We start from the raw sequence: 22968 nt of genomic DNA, 5'->3' as shown, positions 1-22968 counted from the left end.
TCTGCGGGCATTTCTCTTTTAGCCTTTGATCGATCCCGCGAGTAAGCCGCGGATGAAATATTTGCCAAGAAACACGTAAACCAGCAGGGTCGGCAGAGCGGCCAAAAGTGCGCCGGCCATTTGGACGTTCCACTGCACCACCTGACTGCCGGACAGATTCTGCAGAGCGACCATGATCGGCTGCTGCTTTTGGGTCGTAAGCGAAACTGCAAACAGAAACTCATTCCAGATGTTGGTGAACTGCCAAATGCCAACGACCACAAATCCTGTAATGGAAAGCGGAAATATGATGTAGCGGAAAATACCGAAAAATCCGTTGCCGTCGATTTTAGCCGCTTCAAGGAGCTCGGTCGGAATGCCCGCGTAGAAGTTCCTCAGGATGAGTGTACAAATCGGCAGTCCGTATACGACATGCACCAAAACCAGACCGGGAATCGAGTTGTACAGGCCGATCGTCTGCAGAAATTGAATGAGCGGAATCAGAATACTCTGATACGGGATGAACATCCCGAACAGCATCAGTGTAAACAATGTGTCGCTGCCGCGGAACTTCCATTTGCTCAACACATAGCCGTTCAGCGCTCCGAGCAGTGCAGAGAGCACCGTGGCAGGCACGGCGAGCAGCAGGCTGTTCCACAGATTCGGCGCCAGCTTGCTGAATGCTTCGCGATATCCCTCAAAGTAAACCCCGGAAGGAAGCTTCCACATCTGGTCGAGCGTAATCTCGTCCATTCCTTTGATGCTGGTGGTGACCATCACATACACCGGAAGCAGATAAAAGAGCGCCAGCAGAACGAGCAGCATATACAGCCCCCAGCGTCTCGCGTTCAGAGCGGTCGTCATGCCGACTCCTCCTTTCGCATACTGGCCATCAGGTAAGGTACAATGAGCAGCGACACCAGCACAAGCATAATCATCGATATGGCTGCGCCCTGGGCGTAATGATTGCCCCGGAACGTCGTCTCAAACATATATACGCCAGGCACATCCGTAACGAACATCGCGCCCGGTCCGGTCATCGCATAGACGAGATCGAAGATTTTGAGCGAAATATGCCCTAGAATAATGATGACGCTTACCGTAATCGGCTTCAATTGAGGCAGAATGATCTGAAACCAGATTTCCCGTTCCTTTGCCCCGTCTACCCGAGCCGCCTCCCTTAAGTCGTCCGGGATTGCGCGCAGCCCCGCCAAATACATCGCCATCGTGAATCCGGACATCTGCCAGACCGTAGCAATGGCGACGGCAATAAGCGCAAGCGGCAGGCCGAATTCGATTTGTCCAATGGAAATCGCTGGTACGATCCTGGTGCTGATATACCAATCCGGCACATTCGTTACGCCCAACGACTGCAAAATCAGGTTCAAGCCCGTGGACGGGTTGAGCAGCCACTGCCAGACAACGCCGGTAACAACAAACGACAGCGCCATTGGGAAAATGAAAATGTTTCGGAACAGCACCTCCGCTTTAATTTTCTGATCGATCAGGAGAGCCAGCAAAAGTCCGATGCCCATCGTTGCTGTAATAAACAAGATCGTAAACGCCAGCGTATTGCGCAAATCTGACTGAAACCGGAAATCCTGAAACAAAAATGAATAGTTTTTCAGACCCGCGAAGCTCAGGTTCTTCACCAGTGTATTCCAATCGGTAAACGAAACGTAGCCGGTCCATGCGATAAAACCATATACAAACACAGCAATGGCTATAGCTGAGGGCAGGATCATGAGCACAGGGATCCACCGCTCCGAGGCTGATGTATTCATTTGTCATTCACCTCCCCAAACCAGACCCGGAACAGCCGGACAACGGTCTTGCCGCCGCCCGCGCCACCGGGTAAATTCCGTGTTACTTTTTGATACCGCTTGCGGCTGCAGCCTGCTGAAGCGACTTCGTAAATTGATCGACATCGCCCCTCGTAACAAAAATCGTCATGGCCTGATTGGCCTGTGTCACGAAGCCCTCAGGAGCGGCGGACCCGTGAGCCATGCTCGGCGCCAGCTTGCTTGTCTTGAAATCTTCAATCGTTTGTTGCCCGTACACGTCGTATTTGGTGACATCCGCATCGATCCGCCCCGGAATGGACCCTTTGAGCGGATTGAACACATCCTGCCCTTCGACAGACCCTAGTACCTTCAGGAACGATTTGATCGATTCCGGATCCTTCACACCCTTCGGCAGCCCGAACGTATCCGTGATGACCATAAAGCTTCCCTCCGAATCCGGTGTGGGCGCCCACCCGAAATCCTCATTCGGTTTCAGCTTGAGATCCGTAGTGAAGTACCCCTTCACCCAGTCGCCCATGACGTTCATGGCCGCCTCGCCCTTCGCTACGAGCTGGGCTGCATCCTGCCAGTTGCGCGCCGCATGGTCTTTATTGACGTAACCGATCATTTTTTTGAAGGTTTCCGCGGCTTTCTTGACCGATGCATCCTCAAAGCTCAGTTCACCGGTCCACAGTTTCTTGTAGCCGTCGGGACCGAGGGAGCCGAGAAGCACCGTCTCAAAAAGATGCGATGCCGTCCACGGCTCCTTATCTCCAAGCGCCAGCGGGGTGACCCCTTTGGCTTGGAGCGTATCCGCGACCCGGAAGAACTCCTCGAACGTTGTCGGAGCCTTCAGGCCATGCTGATCGAGCACCTTTTTGTTATAAAAGAGCACGTTGCCCCGGTGAATATTCACAGGAACGGAGTAAATTTGGCCGTCTTTGCTGACCAGCTCGATCAGTTCCTTCGGAAACTTATCCTTCCAGCCTTCCTGATCAAACAGATCGTTCAGCGGCTCCATTTTGCCTGCGGCGACCCATCCGGCATTCAGCTCCGCGCCTCCATGAACCTGGAACGTACCCGGGGGATCTCCGCCCTGCATCCGGCTTGCCAAAACGGCTTTGGCATTCGTACCCGCTCCGCCGGAGACGGCGGCATTGATGACTTCAATGTCCGGGTTTTTCTCCTTATACAGCTGAATAAGCCCCTTCAGTCCGGCTTCCTCGCCCGCTCCGGTCCACCAGCTGAAAATCTCCACCTGCTTCTTTGCATCGGTTTTGGCAGGTTCGGACGGCTTCGGCGGCGTCTCCTGTCCCTGCGGATTCGGCGTTCCGGAGCTGCAGGCCGCAAGCAGCAGGCCACCGGCTGTCAAGACGGAAAGAACCTTTACCGTATTTCTTTTCATTTGTAATCTCCCCTTTGATCTGAGTTAAAACCGTATAGCGCTCTATATGAAGTTTCACGATAGTATGCGCTTACATCATATCAAGGAGACCCCGCTTACACACCGGTTAAAGCCAGCATTTCTTTGGCATGAATCTGGATTGTTTTAATTCCGGATGAAAACGCTAACTATCAATTTTCATTTTCTAGTATTTTTTTGGCACTACAGCAAAAAAATCCATTTCCCTATAGAAAATGGACTTTATCCCGCTTTGATTTGGTCAAGCTTGATCAGCGCCGGCCGACAGCTCTTTTTGCTGCCGATACTGCGACGGGGAAACCCCTGTCGCTCTCTTGAAGGCGCGGCTAAAATAGTTCGGGTCATGATAGCCGACCTGATAACAGATTTCCTTTAAACTGTACTGTTCATCCGCGAGCAGTTCCTTGGCCTTGCCGATCCGCAAACGGGTAATATGGTCAATAAACGTCTCTCCCGTCTGCAGCTTGAACAGCTTGCTGAGGTAAAATGGATTCAAACCCGCATGATCGGCTGCCTGCTCCAACGAAATGTCCTCCCGGTAATGCTTCCTTATATAATCAAGCACCCGGTCCAATACCGATCCGGCCCGCCTTCCCCTCTCCTCCTGAAGCTGGTCCAGCTGCCGGTTCATGTCGTCCCCTCGCGGAAAAACGGTGACTTCCAACCCCTTGGCCGCTCCGGCCGCCTCTTCGGGCAACCGGTCGAACGGCTGCAGCCGCTCGGATCCTTCCGCAGCTGCCGCATACAGCGCTTCCCTAAACGAGACGCGCAAACCTTCGATACCCGGTTTTACGGTTCCCAGACCGAGCCTGGCGCCGATCATTAGCTGCCCGGTAATAAAGCTGCTCAGCTCCTTGCCCCACTGCAGGGATTCGGTACGGAAGGTGAAGAACGGCTTGCTCTCATCCCCGTTCACAAGAAACAAGGCGATCCATCTGCCCACTACAGGACCGGCGACAGCATGCGGCACCGTCGCTTTGGCCCGGCTCCGCACCGCTTCATACAGCTGCTCGCTGCTCATACCCTCTGGAGTATCGATCGTCCCATCTTCCTTTACCGGCAGCGAAATCACGCAGGCGCATCCGCATACCACGCGCAAATCCAGCAGCCCAAACAGAGGTTCCAGATGGTGGTCATACAAGGGATCGAGCATCAAGGACAGCGCAATTTCCTTCTCTGCAAGCGGCATGAACTCCATCGCCCGTTCGCTCAGGCGCAGCTCTTCCTCCCGCTTTTTGTGTTCTGCTGCGATTTCTTCCGTCAGCTTCCCCAAAATATCTGCGATCTGATCCCGCCTCATCGGTTTGAGGAGGTACTCCTTTACACCAAGTGAGATCGCCTCTTTCGCATAAGCGAAATTATCGTACGCCGTCACGAGCACGAACTTTGCCTGCGGATGCCGCGATTTGATCTCCCTGATCGCCTCCAGACCTTGAATGCCCGGCATCTTAATATCCATAAATACAATATCAGGCCTGATTTCATCCGCCCGTTGAATGGCTGTCCGTCCGTTCTCCGCATGCGCGATATCGAATATGTCCGGCATAAAGCGCTTTACAATCAGCTCCAGCCCCTCGCGTTCCAACGCTTCATCATCGGCGATCAGCAATCTGTACATCCGGCTTAACCTCCTCCGTAAGCATAGGCAGCCTTAACTCCACCACCGTGCCCTGTCCCTGTCTTGTATTCCCCAGAATGCTTACCAAATCGTCTCGGCCATAAAAAAGGCGGATCCGCTTAAACACATTATGCGTTCCAAGGCCCGTCGATGCCTTCTTCTCAGTCGGCGGTTCCCCCGATATGCTCCCCGCGGTTTTTACCGGCTGCTCGTCCTGCCGCATCAGCGCGATCCGGGTCTCCTCCGGCATGCCGACCCCGTTATCCTCCACCCGTACGATCACTTGGCGTTGATACGGTATTGTCCAAATGCGAAGGGCAATCTCCGCACCTTCCTCCATATTCTCAATCCCGTGCACGAACGCATTCTCAATAAGCGGCTGCAGCGTTAGACATGGAATCAGCTGGCCCAGCGCGGCCTCCTCAATCTCCGTTACAAAGCGTACTCTATCGCGAAACCTTGAACCTTGGATGGTAAAATACTCCTTTGCATGCTCTACCTCATCCCGGAGGGTTACCGGCTGGTCGAGCTTGCGCAAATTGTAGCGGAGCAAATGGGATACGGACACAATTAAATCGCTGGTCCGGTCCGCTCCCTCAATCAACGCCAGCTTGGACAAACTGTTCAGCGTATTAAACAAAAAATGCGGATTGATCTGGCTCTGCAGCGCCTTGATCTCCAATTCCTTGACAAGCCGGTCCATCTCCAGCCGCTCCTTATCCCGGGCGATCAGCTCCTTGAGATTGTACAGCATGTGCCGAAACGTCCCGGTCAGAATGCCGATCTCATCGTCGGTTTGCGATGCCGGCGGCTCCACATTGAGGTTTCCCCTCGAGATCTGCTTGGCCGTCTGCACCAGCCGGCCGATCGGCTCCGTAATGCTTTGCGACAGCCAGATGGCAAACAAGATACTCAAGAGGGTTCCCACGAGAAAGATCGCAAATCCCAGGCTGTTGATATGATTCGTAAGTTTAAGAATACTCTGGTAATAGGGCTGGTAATGGGTAAGCTCCAAGTCAACCAGATGCTGCCCTTCCTGCTGGATAAAGCCGGCCGTTTTCTCCGCCTGCTCATAAAGAGAAACATAGGAGGACAGCGTCCCTCCTTCCAAAGATTGCACAACCGATGTTTCCTGATGAATGAAGGTTTCCAGCAAATTGGTGTAATTGGTGAGCCCCAACGGATTCAGCTCGTTTCGGCTTGCCGTCAGAAGCGCTTGCAGTTGCTGCAGGCGCTCTCTCCGATCGGCCACGATATCCCGGTTGCCCGTGCTCGGCTCAATCAAGTAAGAGCTCAGGGCGCTTAAATTTTCTTCCGTTCCTTGTGCGACCTGCTTATATAATAAAATCCGTTCCATCATGAGATTGTAGCTTTCCTGAACCGTTTTGCCGCTTTGGAAGATGAAAAAAGACACCGAGTTAATCAGCACAACAATCAGCGGGATAAAGACGAACAGCTTTCGGCGGATACTCATTGCGAATCCTCCCCGCCCAAATCCTCCCGAGTCAAGAGTCCCGTTTCGGTATAATGCTCCCGCGGCAGCGCAGCCCCCTGCTTATGCTCAAGCATCAGCTTCACGGCGTCGTACCCCATCCGATACGGCTTCTGTACGACCGTCGCTTGAATATCACCGCGCCTGATCGCCTGCTGCGTTTCTTCCAAATCGTCAAAACCGAAAATGAGCAGTCCTTCCCGGCCGCTCTTCTTTTTGGCCTGTAGAATACCGATCGCATCCAGCGCGCTCGTTCCGGCCATGATCGTTAAATTCGGATAGCTTCTCATCAGATCCTCCGCCTGTTGTGCCGCCTGAATCCGCGAGATATTGGATGCGCGGACTTCCACCACCTTGAGCTCCGGGTAAGCTTCGATGACGGAAAGAAATCCCTCCAGCCTCAAGCGCTGATTGGCCGCTTCTTGACTGCCGATGATGACGCCGATCTCTCCCCGCGTTCCTGCCGTCTTGACTACCGCTTCACCCAGCAAACGTCCGGATAGATAGTTATCCGTCCCGACATATGTAAGCCTGGCGCTTTCCGGCGCATCCGTATCCACCGTCACCACCGGGATGCCGTGAGCTACCGCCCGATTAATCAAGCCGATATAATCGCTGTCGGCCATGCCCTGCGCGAGGATGCCGTCGGCCTTGGCTGCGATCACCTTCTCGAGCAGATTTTTCTGTTCCTGCGGGTTGTTGCGATAAGGCCCGATATATTCGATATCCGCCCCCAGCTTCGATGCCGCATCCCGGGCGCCCCGCTCCACCGTCCGCCAATACGGATTGTCCAGCTCTTGTGAAATAAGCACCAGATGCGGACCCGACCGTTCAGCCGACGCCCCGCTCTCCATTTGTCCGACAACGGATTGAATGGCCAAGCTGGTCTGAATGAACTGCCAGAGCAGCAATAAAAATACGATAAACAGCGCGTACACGCCGATCGCCCATTTGTTACGCGACATGGTTCAGCACCTATCCTTTGCTAAGCGCCCGTCGTGATGCCAACGCTTTCATTTTACGTGTAAGCCCATTATAGGAGAAACCGCAAAGGTCGTCCAGCCGGGCTGGAACAGCGGGGTCTTCTTTCCACGTTGCAGGCCGCTCTTCCCGTGATAAGCCGGAAGACGGAAGGCGGAGCTTCGCTGGTTCCGGGGGTCAAGTGCAGAAACAGGCCCCAGCCCGAAGGCCTTTCCTCGATCTCCTTCGGGGACGTGACCGGTCAAAAGAGCGTTCATAGAAGGAAACATGAAGGCAAAGCCGATACCGTATATCGCCATAACTGCGAAAAGGCTCTCCTCCCGGCCGGCCAGTGAAAGTCCAAGCAGGGCCGCGGCAATCGTCAGCATCCCGGCCAGCAAGGTGGAAAGCGGCGGTACCCGGTCGAATATCCGGTTGGTCGGCAGCAGGAACACGCCGATCGCCACCACGCCGAAGGTGCTTAGCAGCAGCCCTGCAGCCTGCTCGCGGAGAGCGAGCGCGTCCGCCTTGAGCGGCAGCATTACCGATCATATTCGTAAGCGAATAAACGCCTACGGCTAATCCGATCATGAACGGATCTTCTCCGAGACTCTGAGCCCAAGAACTAATCACGGGCAGCTGACTGATCATATCGAGAAAGGCGATGATAATAAGGATGTACAGTACCGTTTTTTGCGGATCACCGGTGGTATACCCCTTTCGTATGACCTTTACGTTTTCCACGTGGAACAAACATTCGTTCGAGGGCCCGTCAGGCCTATTCTGACTTGGTGCGGCGGAACGCATGAGCTGCCATCAGAGCTTTAGCACGAATCGTTGCGGCACCCGATCATGGCAACCTTAATCCCCCTGCTGCCGGCTTTCCATCATTATTCCCATTTTGTCTATCGCTTTAGATCCCGTCGTATTGTCTAATCCAGCACGTAAGCGGCCAACACGCTCTGCAGCTCATAGATATTCAAGCTCTTGTTAAACTGCTTCTGGATGGGTGTCGCATTCCCGGAAATCCAGATTTTCAGTTCGGCATCCAGATCAAAGCTCCCCGCGGTTTCAATGCTGAAGTGCGTGATGCTCCGATAAGGAACGGAATGGTACTCCATCTTTCTTCCGGTCAAGCCCTGCTTATCCACCAGAATCAGACGTTTGTTCGTAAAAATGAACAGATCGCGTATGACCTTATACCCCTTCTCAATCGTTTCGCCTTTGGCCAATATTCGTGCGTATTCTTTCTGGAGATCAACCGCATTCAATTCCGATGCGTTCCCCATGAGCCCGTCGAAAAATCCCATTCCTTTCACCTCTGCCTCTGTTTTCCTTCAGGTTATCATGCCGCCGTCAAGACCGCTACCTCTAATTTTGCGCGTTCATACTGTAAACACCAAACGCACAGCTATGCTGGAAGTCAGTTCCCTAACAAAAAACGCCCTCCCCTGAACAGACAGCTTCAGAAGAGAGCGGTGCTTTCATTTAAAATATTTGGATTCCAGCTTACGCCCGAACAGCCAAATGATAAAGAACACAAGAAAAATCAGCGCTATTTTCAGGGGATGTTTGAGCAGGCTGTCCAAATTATGGCCGGCAAACGATACGAGAAAGATCATGACGCCTTTGCCCAAAGCCGTAGCCAAGACAAAGGTATGCATGGGAACCTTGGAGAGCCCCGCTATTATGTTCACAAGAGAGGATGGTGTAAACGGGAAGCATGCGAGCAGGAAAATGGGGGTAAACCCGTGCTGCTCCAGCCAATGCACTAATTTCTCCGACCTGGGATGCTTCCGCTCGATCCAACCGCGAAGCCTGCCACCAAATTTACGGAAGATTGCAAACACGCTGATGCTTCCGCACACTACTCCGATCCAGGACAGCAATACGCCTTCGCCTAATCCATAGGCATTCACATTGGCAATCAAGATAGCCACCAGAGGCAAAGCGGGGAGAAAGGATTCTGCCATAGGGGCTAGAATACCGGGAAGCGGCCCTAAGGCTTCATATTGCTTTAGCCAATGTTCCACATCATGCCAATCCAAACTTGTAATCGTCTCCATCCAATTCATCTCGTGTCGCTTCACCTCAGTATAGTTAATACAACTATACTATCCCCGTTGGTCTAATGCAACGGGCAACCCTTGATTAAGAAACCATCATCACCGTACGATCACAAATCGCATCAACGTCCTGGTGGTCGTGACTTACGAACAAACAGGTCATCTCCGCTTTTCTCAGGATATCTCTAAGCTCGCTGCGGATAGAGACTTTAAGGTCTGCATCCAGATTGCTGAACGGTTCATCCATCAGAAGAATGGAAGGACGCGGGGCAAGAGCCCTTGCCAAGGCTACACGCTGCTGCTGGCCCCCGCTTAATTCGTGGGGATAACGCTTCTCAAAGCCTGATAGCTGCACCAGCTCCAGCATTTCTGCAAGCCGCGCGGCACGTTCTTTCTTCGACAGACGATGCAGGCCAAATTCGATGTTGCCTGCTACGGTCATATGCGGAAACAATGCATAATCCTGAAACACCATGCCGACGCCGCGGTTTTCAGGAGGTATGAAGGAGGTATCGTCCACCACGGTACGCCCGGAAATCGCAATGCTTCCACCGGTTGGCGACTCCAACCCGGCAACAAGCCGCAGCAGCGTACTTTTTCCACTCCCGCTAGGCCCCAAAATCCCGACGATCTCCCCTTTTTCCATATCGAAGGAGAAGCGGTCAATCACTGGCTTCTGTTTGGAGGAATAGGAAAATGAAAGTTTACCAATATTCACGATCTTCATGAATTCAACCTCTTCCCTAATTGATGAAATACGATAACAGAGACCATACTGACACCGATAATAAACAAAGAGGGTATGGAAGCTTCATAGATGCGTTCGTCGCTTGCGTATTGATAGGTCTTGGTCGCCAGCGTTTCAAAGTTAAACGGTCTAAGCAGCAAGGCTAACGGTAATTCTTTCATAATTTCCACGAACGTTAGAATAACGCCGCTGAACAAGGCGCCCTTGATCAGCGGGGCATCCACCTTGAAAAAGGTCTTCGTCATCCCCAGGCCGAGCAGCCTTGAGGCTTCCGTATATTTCATCCCGATCTTCTCAAAACCGGCCTCGACCGCATTGTATCCGGTGGCCATAAAGCGGACCACATAAGCGACAACCAGCATAACCAAGGACATGCTGAGCACAAGCGGCGCTTTCCCCAGGCCCATCCGGGCATATAGCGGGGCCAGCCATTGATCAAGGCCGATAAACAGCGCCAGTACGCCGATGGCAATAATCGCTCCGGGAACGGAATAGCCGGACGTCACCGACCGGGCCAGCACATAGGTCAGCACATTCGATTGCTGACGAACTACATTGGCTGTAATCACCGAGAACACCATAATGATCGCCGTGGCCGTCAAAGCAAGGCCTATCGTGTTATACGTCAATTCGAAAAAAGCCGGGGTAAGCACATCGTCATAGCTCCAGGCGGCCCATACGATCAATTGAATGACAGGGATAAGGAAGGAGCACGCAAACATAAGCCCGCAGAACATGAAAGCAGCCGCAGCGCGGATACCTTTCAGCTTCTTGGGTGTAAGCGGTCTCGATTTACTGGTGGAAGCCGCGAAGCTCCGCTGATGGCGGAGCAGCCGTTCCACCACGAATATCCCGACGACCCCCGCCATCAGCCATGCGGCCAAACGGACGGCAGAGTCGACATCGTACATTCCGAACCAGGTCTGAAATATCGCCACGGAGATGGTCTGGATACCGTAATAGCTCGATACGCCATAATCGCTAAGCACTTCGAATACGACAAGTATGACACCGCCGACGATGGCAGGCCGGGAAATCGGCAGCACGATAAAGAGAAATATGGAAAAAGGTTTTCTCCCGAGCAGAGCGGCATTCTCAATATAAGAGCCGCTCTGATGCTCCAGATAGGATCTGGTAATCATGTATACGTATGGAAACAAGAACATCGTAAATATGAAAATGGCGCCTCTCATCGACATGATGCCAAACCACTCCGGGTTTGGCATCACCCCGAATTCATTGCGCAGCGTGGTCTGGACAATACCGGTATAGCTCAACATCGTGCTGTAGGTGTATGCCGCAATGTACGGAGGAACGGCCAGCGGCAGCACAAGCGCCCAGCGAAAAAAGCGTCTGAGCGGAAAATCATAAGCCGCGATCAGCCAAGCCAACGTTACCCCGAGCAGCACGGTAAACAGACAAGTAAACAACACAAGCCAAACGGTCTGGAACACATAGTCCTGCAGTAAATACTGCTTGATGTGCTGCCAGTTTTCGTTTGGCGGTTGGAACAGCGACACGAATATAGTAAAAATGGGCAGCAGAACGACTACTGCCCCCAGAAGGCTGGCATAAAGCCAGCCGTTTGTATGTTGTTTTATATTGCGTATAGCTGCTCTAAAGCGCATTCTTATTTCCAACCTACTTTATTAGAAATCTCAACTGCCTTTTTATTATGTTCTCCCAGCTTGGCAAAGTCAATTTGCTGGGCCTTAAACTCTCCCCAAGATTTCAGAAGCTCCGGTTTCTCCGCCTTGGGATTTACCGGGAATTCAAAGTTCTCCTTGGACATCAGTTCCTGCGCTTCCGTATCGGTCAAGAACTCGATCAGCTTCACGGCATTTTCTTTATTTTTGCTGTGCTTTGCAAGACCCACTCCACTGATATTCAGATGCGTGCCGGTCGTGCTTTGGTTAGGGAAGAACACGCCGAGCTGCTGTGCAACCTTCACTTCTTCCGTATCTTTGGAGTTCAGCATCTGTCCAAAGTAATAAGTGTTCATAATGGCTACATCTCCGGTTCCCGCAGCAATGGCTTTTGCTTGGTCACGGTCCCCGCCTTCCGGCGCACGGCCGAGGTTAGCGACGATGCCTTTAGCCCACTCTTCCGCTTTCTGCTCCCCGTTCAACTCGATCAGGGAAGCAAGCAGCGATTGGTTATACAAGCTTGTGGAGGAACGCACGAGCACTTTTCCTTTCCACTTATCGGTAGCCAAATCTTCGTATGTAGAGAGCTGCTCCGGTTTAACCCGATCTTTGGAGTATACGATCACACGGGCCCGCGTCGACAGACCGATCCACTCGTTGTCTTTATCCCGGAGCTGTGCAGGAACATTAGCCTCAATGACATCCGACTTTACAGGCTGCAGCACTCCGTTCAGCTTGGCGTTATTCAGCACTCCGCCGTCCACTGTGATGAACAAATCGGCGGAAGTGCTCTCTCCCTCACGCTTTAACCGTTCAATCAATTCTTCCGCCTTGCCTTTGACGACATTGACTTTAATACCGGTTTTCTCCGTAAATTGAGCATAAAGAACGTCGTCCACTTCATAATGTCTTGCCGTATAAAGATTGACGACTTGTTCCGTCTTCGATTCGGAAGCTCCGCTATTCGGCTCTTGCGGCTGCGCAGCTTGCTGTCCGCCTTGTGATGCCGTTCCACATCCTGCCAAAAGCCCGACGCTCAGAATAGCCGTTATTGCGGATGATAAGAATCTCCGGTGTTTCTTTAACATCATTACACTCCCCTTTTTAAAGTTGGTACTGATAATCATTATCATTTATTTGCAACTTGGATTCTAGCAAGAATAAACCCTACTGTCAACCCATTATTTTATAGTCACCGCAAACGGTTCCATCAAAAGCAGATTTCGGTATGAATACAAAATAAACCCCCACATCGATGTGAGGGTTACGGATAAATTAATAATTTTTCGTCTGCAGCTGGTCCAGGCTCTTGAATTCATATCCTTGCTTCCGGGCATCGTCAATAATTTTGGCTAACGCCTCCGCGTTGTCTTTCGATACAGAGTGAAGCAGGATGACCGCACCGGGATGCAGCTGCGACATGATGCTTTCGTATGCGTAAGCCCATCCTCTTTGCAGCTTCGGATCCCAGTCCTTATAAGCAATCGACCAAAACACGTTGGTATACCCGTATCCTTTGCTGGCCGCAAGCATCCGTTCGCTAAAAACCCCCCGCGGCGGGCGCAAATACGGCATTTCCTTTTGGGAGGTCAGCTCCGCTACTTTCGTTTTGACACGATCCAGTTCTTCCTTCAGCTTCTGGTCGGATACCTGTGTAAGGTCGGGATGGCTCCAGGAATGATTGCCTATGAGGTGGCCCTCCTGCACCATTCGCTTCAACAGCTCGGGCTGGTCTTGAATATAATGTCCCGTCACAAAGAAGATGGCCGGTACCTGCTTCTCCTTGAGTACATCCAAAATCCTGCTCGTATAGCCGTTCTCATAGCCGTTATCAAACGTAAGATAAAGCTCCTTTTGCTTCGTATCGCCCAAAAAAATGGCATCATGCTTCTGGACAATGGACCGGAACCCCTCTTCCTGAATCGATGGAAGCTCATGGTTCCTGCTCTTCTTAAACCCGAAGTGATAAGGTTTGTTCGCATTGGCTTCGGCCGAATGGGGTAAAATCAAACACAAAAGCACAACGAATGCGGCGAGGAAAGAGACATAACGTTTCATGTAACCATTTCACTCCTTAGGCGATGGTTTTTCTTATGCGGTCATCGGCTAAGGGGTAATGTTCCACAAAAAACAGAAAGTTATGTGTTTCCTTGTAGAAGGAAAGATAAGCAGGCCATTGGATATGTTTTCACCCCGCATACTCATCCGTTAACCCTCTTGCTTGGCACTTAAGCCCTGTAAAATTGCAATTATTGACATATGGAAAAATGTAAAGGTGTCGATAACACACCGCCAGACTTGATGCCTTTGTGACGGGGATTTAACCTATGGGCCTCTGTTACGATGTGTGTTCCTCCCAGTTCCAAATTTCGATCCTTCCCAATTGAAAATAAAACAGGTCCTGCTCCTGCTTCAGCTTCTCCAGCTCGCGCACCGGTCCTGTAACAACGGCGCCATATACTTTCACTCCGTTCTCTTTCAGGTAGTCCAACCGCTTCCCGTCGTTTTCGGACTCCCGGTAGCTTCTCTCCTGTCTCAGCCATTCGATATCTTTGAGCATTTGATCGACGGATTGCTTGAGGGTGTCCGCATTCTCCAGCCAACCGGCCCAGCTCATCCCGTTTCCCTCTTCTTGATACTTTACAAAAGGCCTTAACGTAAGATGGGGCACGAAATGGAGTTCATTTGAGGTCGAATGGGGAATATTCTTCAGATCTCCCTTCAGCTCTCCCGCATAAACCGGCATGCTGAGAACCCGCACTTGATAGTTGGAAAGCCGCTTGAGAAGCTCCTCGGGATCCATCCCCACAGCCGTGGAAAAAGCCAACTCCGCTACATAACCGTCCTCGATATGCTTGAGCTGCTCCCAAACCGAACGGTTGGAGGGAGCCTGTGTGCGGCTGGGGTCACCGGCAATCAGATCGGGCGGGACGGCGAAAGAAAACCGGCTGGGTGTTCTTAAATAGGTTACATTTTCATTGATCGAATAGGTTACGTCACCGAAAAGCGTTTGGGTGGCCGTAACTTCCCCTGCGATGATCTGCCATTCACCCACCTGCTTAAACAGCTTCAGCGTGGCTTTTTTCGTCAGAAAAGGCGTCAGCTCTGCGTTCCAATGACCGCCTTTCTCCACTTTTAAACCCGGTTCATGCGTTTCTACCAAGGTAGTGACATAGCGGATAAATTGGTCGCTTTTCCCGCTGCTGTGATAATAACTCGTTACGAGCATCATATAAATCCATACCAGCAAGAAAATCCCCAGCAGTGTGGAGACCACGCTCCTTACGACGGTAAACCGGGTGCGCCAGATCATGCGCTTGAACTTTTTCTCATCCCAGGCCGGGGAATCCGGTTCGTTGGCATCGGATTCCCAGTTATGCAGCAGCTTTTCTTCGTTAGTAAAGCGCTGTTCACTCATGTCCATTTCCCCTTTCCCATTGATCCGCCAGTTCCCTGAATTTATCCCTGCTGCGGTGCAGCATGACTTTGACTTGACTCATGCTGAGATCCAAAGTCTCGGCCAGCTCCTGATAGGAGAAGCCTTCCATTTCCCTCAAATAAAGAATCGTCCGGTAATGCTCGGGCAGCTTACGCATGACCCCGGTCATTTTTCTCCGCTGCTCCTTCAGCTGCAAAGCCTCTTCAGGAGTAGGCATCGGGCTAGTGCCGGAAGCGTGAATCTCTATGGCCTGCAGCATCTCCGCCTCCCCCTTCCGCTTGCGTACCCAGTCGATAAACAGATTTCGGGCTACTTTATATAACCAGGCCCGGGCCAATCTCATATCCTCCAGCCGAAGCGAGAGCATGGCCCGATAAAACGTCTCCTGAAGCAGCTCTTCGGCCACCTCTTTAGACCCGCACATGCGGTATAAATAGCGATAGAGAGAGGGCTGAAACATCCGGAACAGCTCTGTAAACGAATCCTTCTGCATGCCTCTCCCCCTTTCGCAAGAGTTATAACGATTGATCTCTGTTTTTGTTACAGATAAAAACAAAAATATCCGATGGTAAATGATCCATGGTTGCCTTTCGCCGCCAAATCGATCATACTATAACAAAGTAAGTAACTGACTGGAGGTAAATATCGATGATACAAATCGATGTCTTTTCCGACATGGTATGTCCATGGTGCCGAATCGGCAAGAAAAATTTACAGGATGCTCTGGCTGCATGGGGTCCTAAAGACGAGGTGGAGATCCATTTTAGGGCTTTTGAGTTGGATTCGACGCTGCCGGCCGAGGGACTTCCCTTTCAGGACGCTATGATCAGAAAAATGGGCGGCAATGCCGCTTCCTTGAAGCAAATGACCGATCGTGTGACCCAGGCGGGGGAAGCGGTGGGGGTGACATTTCGTTTCGATCAGGTGACCCGCATGCCGAACACCAAGCTGGCCCACCGGCTGACGGCCCTGTTGCCCGCCTCCGAGCAGGAGGCTATGATCGATGCCATCATGAACGCTTACTTCGAACAGGGCCAGGACATAGCCCAGCTGGATATTCTGCTTGGCATCGCCGCTTCCCTCGGTCATGATCCGGTCCATCTGCGGGAACAGCTCGAACAAGGGAAAGGAAGCGACAAGGTAATCCATGACCAGACAGCAGCCAGACAAATCGGCGTTACTGGCGTACCTTTCTTTGTATTCAATAACAAGTACGCCCTCTCCGGAGCTTACCCGCCCGCCGAGCTGATCAAAGTACTCGAGAAAGTCGCAGCGGAATAGACAGACAAAGGACACCGGGGCGGGTGTCCTTTGTTTTTCTTATATTATACCTTCAGCTGAATGCGATCAGAATGACGCCGATGGCAATGAGACTTATGCCGATTCCGCTGATCCAGCTGAGGCGTTCCCCCAGAAACACAACGGCCGCTATCGTCGCAATGACCACGCTTAATTTATCGACCGGGGCGACTTGCGAAACTTTACCGAGCTTTAAAGCCCAAAAATAAAACAACCAGGAAGCGGCACCGGCGGCTCCGCTCAGCACGATGAACAGCAGCGTTTTTTTGTCTTCGAAAAGAGACGGGATTTTACCGATATTGCCTTGAAACGCAACCACGGCCACTAAAAATACCGCCATAATGACGGCCCTGACCGCCGTTGCCGTGTTGGCGTCCACCGACTGCAGCCCGATCTTGCCGAAAATACTGACCAGCGCGGCGGTTATGGCCGATAATAAAGCGAAAACCAACCATAAATAACTCATACGATCCCTCTTTGCAGTAATATGGTAGTACTCTTAGGTTGGCTTCAAGAAGAATTAACATACTAAGGCACACCGGCTGAACGGCAAAGCGGTGACCCGGTACCACCGCAAGGGCACCTGGTTATGGTTTACTCCGTATGTTCACTCACGATTTCTATCTGCTCCTTGATCGTCATCCAACCTAAGAGCTATTTTGGAGAGCAGCTCGCCTTTCTCCCAGCTGGAGAAAAAATCCTCCCACACGACGTGGTATACATCATCGTTCGCCTCCATAATAATGCCCCTTGCCCGGTCCAGGGAAAAAACAACGCAATCGCCGATCTCAAACATAGGCTTCACCCCAATCGAAAGACGATCCCGTGGCCGCCTTTCGGGTATTCCCATTTAATATTCTGATGAGGACAGCCGATTCTGCAGCTGCCGCATTCGTGACAGCCCTCGTAGCCGACATGCATCCGGATCTCCTCCCATTTATACACTTCGGCAGGGCAGAAGATCGTGCATATTTTATCGGGGCAATCGGTTAAACAAACCTCCGCATTCAACACATGAAGATGAGATTTCGTATCGGCGTTAAAACGAAGGAGATACTGCTTCTCCTCTATCGTTGCGGCTTTGGCCTGCTCACTCATGGCTCACTTCATCACCTTCCATGCCCGGTATAGGTCGCGGGCGATTTTAAGCTTCTCTTTGACCGGGCCGATCTCATTCCATATCTTCCTCTGCTTCTCTTTCTTGGAGGAACCGTCTACGGTAAACATTTGGCTGGCCGCTCGATTCATCATGGGAATATATTGATCGAAATATTGGGGAAAGCGGTCGAAATGGTGAGTGGCGTCTTTATATTTTTTCAAATCCTGACCGACGAAGCTGTCCATCAGCCGCTTGCGGTAATGATCGAGCACGCGCTCGGAATAATCTCCCTCTTCTTTGGCCTTCACGACCGTTTCGGCAGCCAAACGGCCGGAGGTCATCGCCATGTTCGATCCTTCCCGGTGAATTGCATTGACAAGCTGTGCGGCATCACCCACGACAAGGACGCCGTCTCCGACAACCTTAGGCATGGAATAATAACCGCCTTCGGGGATCAGATGGGCCAAATATTCCTGGGGCTCGCCTCCTTGGAGGTACGGACGAATCATCGGATGATGTTTGACATATTCCAGCAGCTCGTATGGTTTTATTTTATGCTTGATGAGTCCCGAGAGTAAAGTGCCGACGCCTATGCTGAGCGTATCTTTATTGGTATACAGAAATCCTGTGCCCAGGATCCCTTTGGTGGCATCGCCGAACAGCTCGATGGTACACCCTTGATCCTGCTCCAGGTTAAAGCGGTCTTCAATGATTTTGCGGTCCAGCTTAATAATCTCCATGGTAGCCAACGCCACTTCGTCCGGCCTGAACTCTCTGTGAAACCCGAGCGACTTCGCCAACAAGGAGTTCACTCCGTCCGCCAGGATCACGACATCCGCATACAGGTCCCCGTCCGGACGGTCCGTACGCACGCCCACCACGTGGCCGTCCTCTACAATGCATTCCAGCACCACCGTCTCGTTCACGAGCAGTGCGCCTTGATCCACCGCCTTCTGAGCGAACCATTGGTCGAATTTGGCCCGAAGCACGGTAAAGTTGTTATAAGGCTCCTGTCCCCATTCCATTCCTTTATAACCGAAGGTAAGGGCCGATTCCTTATCCATCATCATAAACCGCTGCTCGACGATAGGCCGCTCCAGCGGAGCTTCTTTATAAAATTCCGGGATGACATCCTCCATCATCTGCCGGTACAGCACGCCGCCCATCACATTTTTCGAGCCCGGATATTCGCCTCGCTCCAACAGCAGCACCTTCACTCCGGCCTTGGCCAGCTCATAGGCACAGGCAATTCCCGCAGGACCGGCACCGACGACGATGCATTCAAATTTTTCGGACATACCCGTCCTCCTTTCCACCCAAGGCCGTTGTGTACTCTTCAATCAGCAGGGGCAAGATCTCGAACGCATCGCCTACAATCCCGTAATGGCAGTTCTGGAATATCGCAGCATTCGGATCCTTATTGATCGCTATGATTAATCCGGAATTTTGCATGCCCACGATATGCTGGATGGCCCCCGAAATGCCGACGGCAAAGTAGATTTTCGGCGTGACTGTTACACCGGTCTGCCCTACTTGATGATGATGCCCGATCCATCCCGCTTCGACCACATCCCGGCTGGCCCCTACGGCGGCTCCCAAAACTTCGGCCAGCTTATGTATCAGCTGAAATCCTGCGGGTCCTCCCATTCCCTTTCCCCCGGCTACCACAATATCCGCTTCATCGATGCGCACTCTGCGGGCTGTTTCCCGAACGATCTCCAACACTTTGGTGCGAACCTCTTCTTCCTGCAGCGGAATCGATTCTTCTACCAGCGTTCCCGTTCGGCCAGGCTCCGGGAATAGCGCTTTCATAACTTTCGGGCGAACGGTAGCCATTTGAGGCCGGTACTTCTTGCACAATATTGTCGCCATGATGTTGCCTCCGAAAGCAGGACGGCTGGCCAGCAGCAGGCCGGTGTCTTCTTCCACATCCAGCATGGTGGAATCGGCGGTAAGTCCCGTAGGCAGATCCGTAGCCACCGCGCTCGCCAGATCCTTTCCGGTCGAGGTGGCGCCGTACAGAATAATTTCCGGTTTGTACTTCTGCGTGCACGCGAGCAAGGCTTTCATGTACGGTTCCGTACGGTAATGCTTATAAATCGGGTCATCGTATACATAGAGCGTATCCGCACCGTATGCAAATACCGTTTCTGCCAAGGGCTTCACGCCTTCGCCGATGACGACCCCGGCCAGTTCCGTTCCCCGTTTATCCGCCAGCCTTCTCCCCGCCCCCAACAATTCAAGCGAAACCGGAGCGACCTGGCCTTCCTTCACCTCGATATACACCCAGACACCCCGGTAGTCCTCGAAGCTCATCAAGCTTCACCCCTTGCTTGGAACAATTCTTTCTTTTCCATCAAAATGCCGAGCAATCCCTTCACCTGTTCCTTCGGTCCACCCTCCAGAATGGTCCCCCCTTGGGGCTTTTGGGGCGCCCACACGGAGGAAACAATCGTCGGCGACCCTTTTAATCCAAGCTGAGTCCGGTCAACATCGTCCAGATCGCCCACCGACCATATTTGCGGTTGATAGCGTGCCGCCCGAAGCACGTTAGGCAGCGGAGAATAAGGAACTTCGTTAATCTCTTTTTCCACGGAAAGCAGACAGGGCAATGTCGATCGGACAACCTCATAGCCGTCCTCCAGCTTACGGTGTACGATCAAATATCCTTGTTCCCGCCGCACCTCCACGATCTTCTTGACCGAGGTGAGCGGGGGAATATCGAGTCTCCTGGCAATCCCGGGACCCACTTGACCCGTGTCTCCGTCTATGGTCATTTTACCGCACAGGATCAGGTCGATCGGCCGGAGCTTGGCGATTTTGTCCAAAGCTTTCGTCAGCGCATAGCTGGTCGCCAGCGTATCGGCGCCGGCAAACGCGCGGTCGGAGATCATATAGCCCTCGTCCGCTCCGATTTCGATGCATTTTTTAATCGCCTTCACCGCCGGCGGCGGCCCCATGGTCAGCACCGAGACCGTTCCCCCGTACTTTGCCTTGAGCCGAACCGCCTCCTCCACCGCATGAGCGTCATAGGGATTGAGGATCGCCGGCGCGCTGGCACGATCCATGGTATTGGTCTTCGGATTCATCTTGATGATTTTCGTATCCGGCACCTGTTTAATACAAGCGACAATATGAAGCAATGCGCATCACCCGCCCTATCATCCTAGGAAGTAGTCATAATCCAGTATATATGGCTAATACAAATAAAATGCATGGGATTCCTCATTCCTCCGGGCTTTTCCCGCCGTGAGTGTTCTTTCCGGCTCCACACGCTCGCCGGCCTTGATGGATCGAGCAATTTCGAACCGCCGTGCAGAATATGCACAACATGACCATCACACATCAATTAGAAATTTGAAGAGGAGGTTGATGATATGGGCAAAAAAAAGTTAACGACATCCAGTGGAAGCCCTGTCGCGGATAATCAGAATTCGCAAACGGCCGGCCAACGCGGGCCTGTAGTGATCCAAGATGTGCACTTACTCGAAAAGTTGGCTCATTTTAACCGCGAACGCATTCCGGAGCGGGTCGTCCACGCGAAAGGTGCAGGCGCTTTCGGCTATTTTGAAGTCACGCATGCCGTGAATCAGTGGACCAAGGCCAAATTCTTATCCGAGGTTGGCAAGCAAACACCGGTTTTCATCCGCTTCTCAACGGTCGCCGGCGAAAAAGGCGCCGCGGATACCGAACGCGATCCTCGCGGTACGGCTATCAAATTCTATACCGAAGACGGCAATTATGATCTGGTCGGCAACAATACGCCTGTTTTTTTTATTCGCGATCCTCTGAAGTTTCCGGACTTTATCCATACGCAGAAACGCAATCCCCAAACCAATCTTAAAGACCCGAACGCGATCTGGGATTTCTGGTCTCTTTCCCCGGAATCGCTGCATCAAGTGACCATTTTGTTCTCCAACCGCGGCACACCCAAATCGTATCGTCATATGCACATGTTCGGCAGCCATACGTTCCAATGGATTAATGAGCAGGGCGAAGCCGTCTGGGTAAAATACCATTTCAAGACCGATCAGGGCATTCAGAATTTTCGCCGGGAGGAAGCCGTCCGCATCGCCGGTGAGGACCCGGATTACGCAACCCGGGATCTGTTCGAAACGATCGAAAAAGGGGATTATCCGTCCTGGACGCTGTACGTTCAAATTATGCCTCTGCAGGATGCAGATACGTACCGTTTCGACCCGTTCGATGTAACCAAGGTGTGGTCCCAGAAGGATTATCCTTTGATCCCGGTCGGACGCATCGTATTGAACCGGAATCCGAAAAACTATTTCGCGGAAGTGGAGCAAGCGACGCTGTCGCCTGGAAATGTGGTGCCCGGTATCAGTTTCTCCCCGGACAAAATGCTGCAGGGCCGGCTGTTTGCCTATTCCGACGCGCACCGGTACCGCGTGGGAGCAAACCATAATCTGTTACCGGTAAACCGTCCGATAAGCCCTGCAGACAACTATCAGCGGGATGGGGCGATGAGATTCGACGACAACGGCGGCAGTTCGGTCAACTACGAGCCCAACAGCTTTAACGGCCCGAAAGAGGTTCCGGAAGCCAAAGCTCCGCCGCTGCCGGTATCCGGTGCGGTCGACAGCTACCCGTATGATCGCGATGATCATTACACGCAAGCCGGCGATTTGTATCGTTTATTGAGCGAGAGCGAACAAGCGGATCTGATCGACAACATTGTCACTGCGATGAAGCCTGTGAAACCGGAGATTCAACTGCGGCAAATCGGGCATTTCCGCAAAGCCGACCCCGATTACGGAGCGAGAATCGCAGAAGGTCTGGGATTAGGTTAAATCCCGGCAAAGACGAAGCCCTTATCGTTATCGATAAGGGCTTTCGCTTTATGACAGCACGAAAGGAACCGCCTTTCTGGAGACGATCCCTGTGGTTGCTGTCTTATGGCTAAGACGGTATGTGCTTTACAGCTTTACAACATTTTCGGCTTGAGGACCGCGGTTGCCTTGTACAACGTTGAATTCCACGCGTTGGCCTTCGTCAAGCGTCTTGAAGCCATCGCCTTGAATCGCGCTGAAATGTACGAATACATCGTTTCCCCCTTCAACTTCGATAAAGCCAAAACCTTTCTCTGCGTTAAACCATTTTACTGTACCTGTTTGCATTGTGAAAAACCTCCAATAGATAATTTAACATGTTCCTTTTTTCTTTAAAAAAAATTCACATATTGAAAAAAGTTCCATCTTCAAAATGATCCCCTTTTCAATATGTGAATTGCGGTTTCAAATTTCCAATTTCTCTAACTTTACCACAGTTTATTTCAAAAAGCAACTGTCTGGGCCATCGGGTCAGTGTCAAGCTAGCGTGGGCAGTCATTTAAGATGCCTGGAACGCGAACCCCGAAGGAACCTCTTCCTTGTAAGCGCTTTGCTTCGTTCTTTC

Annotated in this window: 24 protein-coding genes; 2 read left to right on the top strand and 22 right to left on the bottom strand. The window is 52.0% G+C overall.

All coding sequences use genetic code 11. The features are described from left to right. Positions 1-18: 18 nt before the first annotated feature. The 15 genes from BLT35_RS15765 to BLT35_RS15695 form a co-directional block, all read right to left on the bottom strand. On the bottom strand, positions 19-843 hold the full coding sequence (locus BLT35_RS15765) for a carbohydrate ABC transporter permease (protein ID WP_054817018.1): 825 nt from the start codon (positions 841-843) through the stop codon (positions 19-21). Then, positions 840-1763, bottom strand: coding sequence for a carbohydrate ABC transporter permease (locus BLT35_RS15760; RefSeq protein WP_062410273.1), 924 nt, complete (start codon positions 1761-1763; stop codon positions 840-842). Before BLT35_RS15760 ends, BLT35_RS15765 begins: the two co-directional genes overlap by 4 nt. An 82-nt stretch (positions 1764-1845) precedes the next feature. Further along, a complete protein-coding gene (locus BLT35_RS15755) occupies positions 1846-3168 on the bottom strand; it encodes an ABC transporter substrate-binding protein (protein WP_062410272.1) in 1323 nt (440 codons plus the stop codon). Positions 3169-3427: 259 nt separating this feature from the next. Further along, the gene (locus BLT35_RS15750; protein ID WP_062410271.1) at positions 3428-4804 is read right to left on the bottom strand and encodes a response regulator transcription factor; all 1377 of its coding nucleotides are present in this window, start codon (positions 4802-4804) and stop codon (positions 3428-3430) included. After that, positions 4779-6278 carry a sensor histidine kinase gene (locus tag BLT35_RS15745; protein WP_074728890.1) on the bottom strand — a complete coding sequence of 500 codons (1500 nt, stop codon included), beginning with the start codon at positions 6276-6278 and terminating at the stop codon, positions 4779-4781. Before BLT35_RS15745 ends, BLT35_RS15750 begins: the two co-directional genes overlap by 26 nt. After that, a complete protein-coding gene (locus BLT35_RS15740) occupies positions 6275-7261 on the bottom strand; it encodes a sugar-binding protein (protein WP_054817015.1) in 987 nt (328 codons plus the stop codon). Before BLT35_RS15740 ends, BLT35_RS15745 begins: the two co-directional genes overlap by 4 nt. A gap of 48 nt (positions 7262-7309) precedes the next feature. Next, positions 7310-7798, bottom strand: a complete 489-nt coding sequence (locus BLT35_RS15735; protein WP_074728888.1) for an MFS transporter — start codon at positions 7796-7798, stop codon at positions 7310-7312. A gap of 390 nt (positions 7799-8188) precedes the next feature. Further along, on the bottom strand, positions 8189-8566 hold the full coding sequence (locus tag BLT35_RS15730) for a PH domain-containing protein (protein WP_054817013.1): 378 nt from the start codon (positions 8564-8566) through the stop codon (positions 8189-8191). Between the two features lie 174 nt (positions 8567-8740). Then, positions 8741-9331: a TVP38/TMEM64 family protein gene (locus tag BLT35_RS15725; RefSeq protein WP_054817012.1), complete on the bottom strand. Its 591-nt coding sequence runs from the start codon at positions 9329-9331 to the stop codon at positions 8741-8743. A 76-nt stretch (positions 9332-9407) separates the two neighbouring features. Continuing rightward, the gene (locus BLT35_RS15720; protein ID WP_054817011.1) at positions 9408-10049 is read right to left on the bottom strand and encodes an ABC transporter ATP-binding protein; all 642 of its coding nucleotides are present in this window, start codon (positions 10047-10049) and stop codon (positions 9408-9410) included. Continuing rightward, positions 10046-11698, bottom strand: coding sequence for an ABC transporter permease (locus tag BLT35_RS15715; protein ID WP_062410267.1), 1653 nt, complete (start codon positions 11696-11698; stop codon positions 10046-10048). Before BLT35_RS15715 ends, BLT35_RS15720 begins: the two co-directional genes overlap by 4 nt. 2 nt (positions 11699-11700) lie before the next feature. Then, a complete protein-coding gene (locus BLT35_RS15710; protein WP_418007052.1) occupies positions 11701-12807 on the bottom strand; it encodes a Fe(3+) ABC transporter substrate-binding protein in 1107 nt (368 codons plus the stop codon). Positions 12808-12991: 184 nt separating this feature from the next. After that, a complete protein-coding gene (gene pdaA / locus BLT35_RS15705) occupies positions 12992-13774 on the bottom strand; it encodes a delta-lactam-biosynthetic de-N-acetylase (RefSeq protein WP_062410265.1) in 783 nt (260 codons plus the stop codon). Positions 13775-14054: 280 nt separating this feature from the next. Next, entirely contained in the window at positions 14055-15134 is a 1080-nt protein-coding gene (locus BLT35_RS15700) for an anti sigma factor C-terminal domain-containing protein (RefSeq protein WP_171006008.1), read from the bottom strand. Beyond that, the gene (locus BLT35_RS15695; protein ID WP_074728886.1) at positions 15127-15648 is read right to left on the bottom strand and encodes an RNA polymerase sigma factor; all 522 of its coding nucleotides are present in this window, start codon (positions 15646-15648) and stop codon (positions 15127-15129) included. Before BLT35_RS15695 ends, BLT35_RS15700 begins: the two co-directional genes overlap by 8 nt. A 155-nt stretch (positions 15649-15803) precedes the next feature. On the opposite strand from BLT35_RS15695, the gene BLT35_RS15690 reads away from it, so the two are divergent. Continuing rightward, positions 15804-16436 (top strand): DsbA family oxidoreductase, encoded by a 633-nt coding sequence (locus BLT35_RS15690; RefSeq protein WP_249929663.1) that lies wholly within the window; start codon positions 15804-15806, stop codon positions 16434-16436. Positions 16437-16488: 52 nt separating this feature from the next. On the opposite strand, the gene BLT35_RS15685 is transcribed toward BLT35_RS15690, so the two are convergent. The 6 genes from BLT35_RS15685 to BLT35_RS15660 form a co-directional block, all read right to left on the bottom strand. Continuing rightward, entirely contained in the window at positions 16489-16920 is a 432-nt protein-coding gene (locus tag BLT35_RS15685; protein WP_074728884.1) for an EamA family transporter, read from the bottom strand. Between the two features lie 141 nt (positions 16921-17061). Then, positions 17062-17250 carry a hypothetical protein gene (locus tag BLT35_RS15680; protein WP_054817008.1) on the bottom strand — a complete coding sequence of 63 codons (189 nt, stop codon included), beginning with the start codon at positions 17248-17250 and terminating at the stop codon, positions 17062-17064. Positions 17251-17255: 5 nt separating this feature from the next. Next, positions 17256-17552 (bottom strand): ferredoxin family protein, encoded by a 297-nt coding sequence (locus BLT35_RS15675; protein WP_062410263.1) that lies wholly within the window; start codon positions 17550-17552, stop codon positions 17256-17258. Positions 17553-17555: 3 nt separating this feature from the next. Continuing rightward, positions 17556-18851, bottom strand: coding sequence for an FAD-dependent oxidoreductase (locus BLT35_RS15670; RefSeq protein WP_074728882.1), 1296 nt, complete (start codon positions 18849-18851; stop codon positions 17556-17558). Beyond that, positions 18835-19869, bottom strand: coding sequence for an electron transfer flavoprotein subunit alpha/FixB family protein (locus BLT35_RS15665; RefSeq protein ID WP_074728879.1), 1035 nt, complete (start codon positions 19867-19869; stop codon positions 18835-18837). The genes BLT35_RS15670 and BLT35_RS15665 overlap by 17 nt, the downstream gene beginning before the upstream one ends. Further along, positions 19869-20696 carry an electron transfer flavoprotein subunit beta/FixA family protein gene (locus BLT35_RS15660; RefSeq protein WP_062410261.1) on the bottom strand — a complete coding sequence of 276 codons (828 nt, stop codon included), beginning with the start codon at positions 20694-20696 and terminating at the stop codon, positions 19869-19871. Before BLT35_RS15660 ends, BLT35_RS15665 begins: the two co-directional genes overlap by 1 nt. 234 nt (positions 20697-20930) lie before the next feature. Here BLT35_RS15660 and BLT35_RS15655 point away from each other — a divergent pair, with 234 nt between their 5' ends. Continuing rightward, positions 20931-22364 (top strand): catalase, encoded by a 1434-nt coding sequence (locus tag BLT35_RS15655; RefSeq protein ID WP_074728877.1) that lies wholly within the window; start codon positions 20931-20933, stop codon positions 22362-22364. 126 nt (positions 22365-22490) lie between these two features. On the opposite strand, the gene BLT35_RS15650 is transcribed toward BLT35_RS15655, so the two are convergent. Then, positions 22491-22691 (bottom strand): cold-shock protein, encoded by a 201-nt coding sequence (locus BLT35_RS15650; RefSeq protein WP_054817005.1) that lies wholly within the window; start codon positions 22689-22691, stop codon positions 22491-22493. Positions 22692-22968 lie beyond the last annotated feature (277 nt).

It is taken from the genome of Paenibacillus naphthalenovorans (assembly GCF_900099895.1).
Lineage (GTDB): Bacteria > Bacillota > Bacilli > Paenibacillales > NBRC-103111 > Paenibacillus_G > Paenibacillus_G naphthalenovorans.
The sequence above is the reverse complement of the archived record's forward strand: the minus strand, read 5'-3'. Positions and strand labels throughout refer to the sequence as shown.